Here is a 6643-nt window from a genome sequence, read left to right as displayed (position 1 = left end):
GATTGTGCCATAGCCAATATTTCACTCAAGCCATCCGCTCAAAGACATCGAAACACGTTGCGACATGTTGCTCGGGAACGACAAGATCGGCCAATTACAATCCCGAAGTTACCTTCCGCCTGGATAAACGCCTCGCATGACCCAATTCGCCAAGGAAACCCTGCCCATCAGCCTCGAAGAGGAGATGAGGCGTTCGTACCTCGATTACGCGATGAGCGTGATCGTAGGCCGCGCCCTGCCCGACGCGCGCGATGGCCTCAAGCCTGTGCACCGTCGCGTCTTGTTCGCAATGCACGAGCTCAACAACGACTGGAACCGACCGTATAAAAAGTCCGCCCGCATCGTGGGCGACGTGATCGGCAAGTACCACCCCCACGGCGACAGTGCGGTGTACGACACCATCGTGCGCATGGCGCAAGATTTTTCGCTGCGCCACATGCTGGTCGATGGTCAGGGCAACTTCGGCTCGGTTGACGGCGACAACGCCGCCGCCATGCGGTACACCGAAATCCGCCTGTCCAAGATCGCGCACGAATTGCTGGCCGACCTGGACAAGGAAACGGTTGATTTCGGGCCCAACTACGACGGCTCTGAAAAAGAACCGCTGGTGATGCCCACCCGCGTGCCCAACCTGCTGGTCAACGGCTCGTCGGGCATTGCCGTGGGCATGGCCACCAACATCCCGCCGCACAACCTCAACGAGGTCGTGGACGCCTGCCTTCACTTGCTGAAGAACCCGGCCGCCACCATCGACGAGTTGATGGAGATCATCCCGGCGCCCGACTTCCCGACCGCCGGCATCATCTATGGCCTGAGCGGTGTGCGCGATGGTTACCGCACCGGCCGTGGCCGCGTGGTGATGCGCGCCAAGGTCCACTTCGAAGACATCGACAAGGGCAACCGCCAATCGATCATCGTTGACGAGATCCCCTATCAGGTCAACAAGAAGAGCCTGCTGGAGCGCATCGCCGAGCTGGTCAACGAGAAGAAGATCGAAGGCATCAGCCACATCCAGGACGAGTCCGACAAGTCGGGCATGCGGGTGGTGATTGACTTGAAGCGTGGCGAAGTGCCTGAAGTGGTGCTGAACAACCTGTACAAGCAGACGCAGCTGCAGGACACCTTCGGCATCAACATGGTCGCCCTGATCGATGGGCAGCCCAAGCTGTGCAACCTGAAAGATTTGCTCGCGATCTTCCTGGAGCACCGCCGCGAAGTCGTCACGCGCCGCACGGTGTTCGAGCTGCGCAAGGCGCGCGAACGCGGCCATGTGCTCGAAGGCCTGGCCGTGGCGCTGGCCAACATCGACGAATTCATCGAGACCATCAAGACCTCGCCGACGCCCCCCGTGGCCAAGGCCGCGCTGATGAGCAAGAGCTGGGATTCGTCGATGGTGCGCGACATGCTGTCGCGCGCCGAAGGCAACACGCCGGGTGGCCGCGAAGCTTTCCGGCCCGAAGGTTTGCTGGCGCACTACGGCATGCAGACGGATGGCTTGTACCGTCTGTCCGACGACCAGGCCGGCGAGATTTTGCAAATGCGCCTGCAACGCCTGACAGGTCTGGAACAAGACAAGATCATCGGCGAGTACAAAGAGGTCATGGCGCAAATTGCCGACCTGTTGGACATCCTGGCCAAGCCCGAGCGCGTGACCTTCATCATCTCGGAAGAGCTGACCCTGGTGCGCCAGGAGTTCGGCCAGACCAAGGTGGGCGCGCGCCGCAGCGTGATCGAGCACAACGCGCAAGAGCTGGGCACCGAAGACCTGATCACCCCGACCGACATGGTGGTGACGCTCTCGCACACCGGCTACATCAAGAGCCAGCCCTTGGCCGAGTACCGCGCACAGAAACGTGGCGGTCGCGGCAAGCAGGCCACCACCACCAAGGACGACGACTGGATCGACCAGCTCTTCATCGCCAACACGCACGACTACATGCTGTGCTTCAGCAACCGTGGCCGCGTGTACTGGTTGAAGGTCTGGGAAGTGCCCAGCGGTTCGCGCAACTCGCGTGGCCGCCCCATCGTCAACATGTTCCCGCTGCAACCCGAAGAGAAGATCAATGTGGTGCTGCCGCTGACCGGCGAGTTCCGCAGCTTCCCTGAGGATCATTTCGTGTTCATGTCCACGCGTTTGGGCACGGTCAAGAAGACGGCGCTGACCGAGTTCAGCAACCCGCGCAAGGCCGGCATCATCTCGGTCGACCTGGACGAGGGCGACATCCTGGTGGGCGCCGCCCTGACCGATGGCAAGCACGACGTGATGCTGTTCAGCGATGGCGGCAAGGCCGTGCGCTTTGACGAAGACGACGTGCGCCCGATGGGCCGCAACGCCCGCGGCGTGCGCGGCATGATGCTCGAAGAAGGCCAGAGCGTGATCGCCATGCTGGTGGCCGAAGACGAGACGCAAAGCGTCTTGACCGCCTCCGAGAACGGTTATGGCAAACGCACCAGCATCGTCGAGTACACACGCCATGGTCGGGGCACGAAGGGCATGATCGCCATCCAGCAAACCGAGCGCAATGGCAAGGTGGTCGCGGCCACCCTGGTGCGCCCAGAAGACGAGATCATGCTGATCACGGACAAGGGCGTTTTGGTGCGCACGCGTGTTTCCGAGATTCGCGAACTGGGCCGCGCCACGCAAGGCGTGACCCTGATCGCGCTAGACGAAGGCGCCAAGCTGATCGGCTTGCAACGCATTGTCGAAAATGACGCCCAGGCCGATGTGGTCGAAGGCGGTGAAGACGAGACTCCGGACACCGCCGCCCCCGAAGGCGATGGGTCTGCCCAATGATCCTGCAGCTTGACTGCCCCGAAATCAAAGGTATAACGATGAAATTCACCCAACTGGCTCTGGCAACCGCACTGACCACCTCCCTGCTGGCCCTGCCGCTGTCGGCTTCGGCTCAAAGCAAGAAGGAGTTGGTTCAAAAGCTGATGGTCACGCAACAGCCTTTGATCGATAACGCTGCGCAAAACCTGGCCGAGCAACCGGCACGCCAGCTGGTCGGTGGCGCCAAGCAAGTCTTGTCGCAAGCCGTGCCGCCTGAAAAGCGCGAGGCCACGGCCAAGCAGGTCGATGTCGAAATCAAGAAGTACCTGGACGGTGCCGTACCCCTGTTCAGGGCCAGCGCCAACAAGCTGAGTGCCTCGTCCGTGGCGCCCGCCCTGGAAGAAAAGTTCAGCGAAGACGAACTGAAGCAACTGATCACGATCCTGGAATCGCCCGTGCTCAAGAAGTACCAGGCCGCCCTGCCTGACTTGATCGGCAGCAGCTTCCTGGAAAAGGTTGTGCTGGACGTGCGCCCACAGCTTGATCCCAAGCTGCAATCCGCGCAAAACAACCTGCGCGCCATCCTGGACACGGCTTCTGGCGGCAAGCTGAGCGGCCAGGCCCCCGCAGCAGCACCAGCCAAGGCGGCCACCAAGCCTGCCCCGAAGCCCGCCGCCAGCAAGTAAGAAGAAGGACGCCGACCAGGCGTTGACCGAGATGACCCGACCTTTCAATTTTTCCGCCGGTCCGGCGGCGCTGCCTGAAGAAGTCTTGCAACAGGCCGCCAGCGAGATGCTGGACTGGCATGGGTCGGGCATGAGCGTGATGGAGATGAGCCACCGGGGCAAGGAGTTCATCTCCATTGCCCAGCAGGCCGAAAGTGACCTGCGCGAGATCCTGGCCATCCCCGCGAACTACAAAGTGCTGTTCATGCAAGGCGGGGCGATCGCCGAGAACGCCATCCTGCCGATGAACCTGTCATCGCGGGGTGGGCACATGGACTACGTGGTCACCGGCTCCTGGTCGCTCAAGTCGCAAAAGGAAGCCCTCAAGTACGGACTGGTGAACGTCATCGCCAGCAACGAGGCCGATGGTCACACCACCGTGCCCGATCCGGCCTCGTGGCAATTCAGCCGCAACGCCGCCTACGTGCATGTGTGCAGTAACGAGACCATCAACGGCATTGAGCTGCACGAGCTGCCTGATTTGAAAGCGCTGGGCTGCGATGCGCCGCTCGTGATCGACTGCTCATCGCACATTGCCTCGCGCCCGATTGACTGGTCACGCGTGGGCCTGGCTTACGCCGGCGCCCAAAAGAACATCGGGCCGGCCGGCCTGACCCTGGTCATCGTGCGCGAAGACCTGCTGGGCCACGCCCTGCCGATCACGCCTTCGGCCTTTGATTACAAGATCGTGGCCGACCACGATTCGATGTACAACACCCCACCCACCTATGCCATCTACCTGGCCGGGCTGGTGTTCCAGTGGATCAAACGCCAACGCGAGGCCACAGCCCAAGGCGATCTGCAAGGCCTGGCCGCCATTGAGGCCCGCAACATTGCCAAGGCCGATCGCCTGTATGGCTACCTTGATGCGTCCGGCTTTTACAGCACGCACGTGGCGCACAACGCTCGCTCGCGCATGAACGCGCCGTTCTTCCTGCCATCTGATGCACTTTACGAGCCATTCCTGGCCGGTGCCAAGGCACAGGGCTTGCTGCAGCTCAAGGGGCACAAAAGCGTTGGCGGTCTGCGTGCCTCGATCTACAACGCACTGCCTTTGGCCGGCGTTGATGCCCTGGTCTCGTACCTGAAAGATTTTGCACAGCGCCATGGCTGATCACCCAAGCCCCGATCAACGCCCGGTTGAAGCGCAACTGGGCGACTTGCGCACGCGCATCGACGCGGTCGATCAGCAGCTGCTGCAGTTGCTCAACCAGCGCGCGCAACTGGCCCAGGCCGTGGGCGAGGTCAAGAAGATTGACAGCTCGCCGGTGTTCCGCCCGGACCGCGAAGCGCAGGTCATCGACAAGATCAAGCACCTGAACCCCGGCCCGATCCATGCCGACAGCATCGCGCCCATCTGGCGCGAGATCATGTCGGCTTGCCGCTCGCTGGAAGCCAAGTTGAAAGTAGCCTTCCTGGGCCCCATCGGCACCTTCAGCGAACAGGCCGCGCTGGACTACTTTGGCTCGTCCATAGACTCGTTGCCCTGCCCGTCCATCGACGAAGTGTTCCGCGCCACGGTGGCCGGATCGGCCGATTTTGGCGTGGTGCCCGTTGAAAACTCCACCGAAGGCGTCGTGGCCCGCTCGCTGGACCTGCTGCTGCAATCACCCGTGTCCATCATTGGCGAGACCAGCCTCCTGGTCAGCCACAACCTGCTGCGCAAAGAGCCTTCGCGCCCAGGCATCACCGTGGTGTGCGCCCATCCGCAAGCACTGGCCCAATGCCAAGGTTGGCTGAGCCAGAACCTGCCCGATGCCGAGCGCCGCCCCGTGTCCAGCAACGCCGAAGGTGCGCGCCTGGCGGGCCAAGACGCCAGCATCGCCGCCCTGGCCAGCCTGCGTGCCGCGTCGGCCTACGGCCTGCACGTGCTGCAGGCCGGCGTGCAGGACGATGCCCACAACCGCACCCGCTTCGTCATCGTTTCCCTGTCAGAGTTGATCGCCCCCACCGCCCCCACGGGCCATGACTGCACCAGCCTGATCGTGTCGGTGGACAACCGACCCGGCGCCGTGCATGACATGCTGGTGCCTTTGAAGCACCATGGCGTGTCGATGACCCGCTTCGAATCCCGCCCGGCCCGCTCGGGGCAGTGGGAGTATGTTTTCTACATGGACTTGGCTGGCCACCCGGCCCAAGACAATGTCGCTGCGGCGATGAGCGAATTGCGTGCGCAATGTTCGTTCTTCAAGGTGCTGGGCACCTACCCGCTCGACGTGCACTGAGACCATTGCAATGTTCAATCAACTGGGACTGATCGGATGCGGCCTGATGGGCGGTTCGTTCGCGCTCGCCTTGAAAAAGGCGGGCCTGGTAAAGCGCGTGGTCGGCTACAGCAAATCGCCTTCCACGGTGGAGAAAGCCCGCCGCCTGGGCGTGATCGACGTCTCGGCTGAATCGGCCTTGCTGGCCGTGGCCGGCTCCGACATCGTGCTGATCGCGGTGCCCGTGGCAGCCAGCGAAAGCACCTTCAAAGCCATTCGCCACCTGGTCGACCCCGGTGTGCTGTTCATGGACGTGGGCAGCACCAAGCGCGATGTGGTCGATGCGGCCCGCCGCGTGCTCAAAGAACGCCTGCCCTCGTTCGTGCCCGCGCACCCGATCGCTGGCCGTGAAGTGGCCGGCATCGAGCACTCTGACGCCGCGCTGTACCAGGGACGCAAAGTCATCCTGACACCGTTGGTGCAGACCGACCCCATCCTGGTCCAAAAAGCCACCGATGTTTGGTCGGCCATTGGCTGCCAGGTGCTCAAGATGTCGCCAGAGAACCATGACGCCGCGTTTGCCGCCGTCAGCCACTTGCCGCACCTGCTGGCCTTTGCCTACATGAACGCCATGGCCGAGCAGCCTTCTGGCCGCGAGTTTTTATCGCTGGCCGGCCCGGGCTTTCGAGACTTCACCCGCATCGCCGCCAGCGACCCCACCATCTGGCGCGACATCCTGTTGTCCAACCGCGAAGAAGTGCTCCGCCAATCGATGGCTTTCCGCGCTGCGCTGGACGCCATGGAGCACGAGATGCGCAACTGGAACGGCTCCGCGCTGGAAGGCCAGATCCAATCGGCCTCCGACGCCCGCAGCCAGTGGACCCTGCAAAGCTCGCCCGGCCGAAGCGGCCCGCAGACGCAACGTTGATGAGCGCTCGCTG

At 62.7% G+C, this 6643-nt stretch carries 5 protein-coding genes; all 5 read left to right on the top strand.

What is annotated here, in order from left to right:
• Window positions 1–136 precede the first annotated feature (136 nt).
• From gyrA to H7225_RS12905, 5 genes are read left to right on the top strand one after another with little or no spacing between them, the layout of a single operon-like run.
• Entirely contained in the window at window positions 137–2794 is a 2658-nt protein-coding gene (gene gyrA / locus H7225_RS12925; protein ID WP_290662445.1) for a DNA gyrase subunit A, read from the top strand.
• 38 nt (window positions 2795–2832) lie between these two features.
• Window positions 2833–3459, top strand: a complete 627-nt coding sequence (locus tag H7225_RS12920) for a hypothetical protein (protein WP_290662443.1) — start codon at window positions 2833–2835, stop codon at window positions 3457–3459.
• A 31-nt stretch (window positions 3460–3490) separates the two neighbouring features.
• Window positions 3491–4612: a 3-phosphoserine/phosphohydroxythreonine transaminase gene (serC, locus tag H7225_RS12915; RefSeq protein WP_290662441.1), complete on the top strand. Its 1122-nt coding sequence runs from the start codon at window positions 3491–3493 to the stop codon at window positions 4610–4612.
• Window positions 4605–5723, top strand: a complete 1119-nt coding sequence (gene pheA / locus H7225_RS12910) for a prephenate dehydratase (protein ID WP_290662439.1) — start codon at window positions 4605–4607, stop codon at window positions 5721–5723. The genes serC and pheA overlap by 8 nt, the downstream gene beginning before the upstream one ends.
• A 10-nt stretch (window positions 5724–5733) precedes the next feature.
• On the top strand, window positions 5734–6630 hold the full coding sequence (locus H7225_RS12905) for a prephenate dehydrogenase/arogenate dehydrogenase family protein (RefSeq protein ID WP_290662437.1): 897 nt from the start codon (window positions 5734–5736) through the stop codon (window positions 6628–6630).
• The last annotated feature ends 13 nt before the right edge of the window (window positions 6631–6643 follow it).

Origin of the sequence: Aquabacterium sp. (assembly GCF_014378415.1) — a bacterium.
Classification (GTDB): domain Bacteria; phylum Pseudomonadota; class Gammaproteobacteria; order Burkholderiales; family Burkholderiaceae_C; genus Aquabacterium.
Note: the sequence above shows the minus strand (reverse complement) of the source record. Positions and strands in the feature narration are given on the sequence as shown.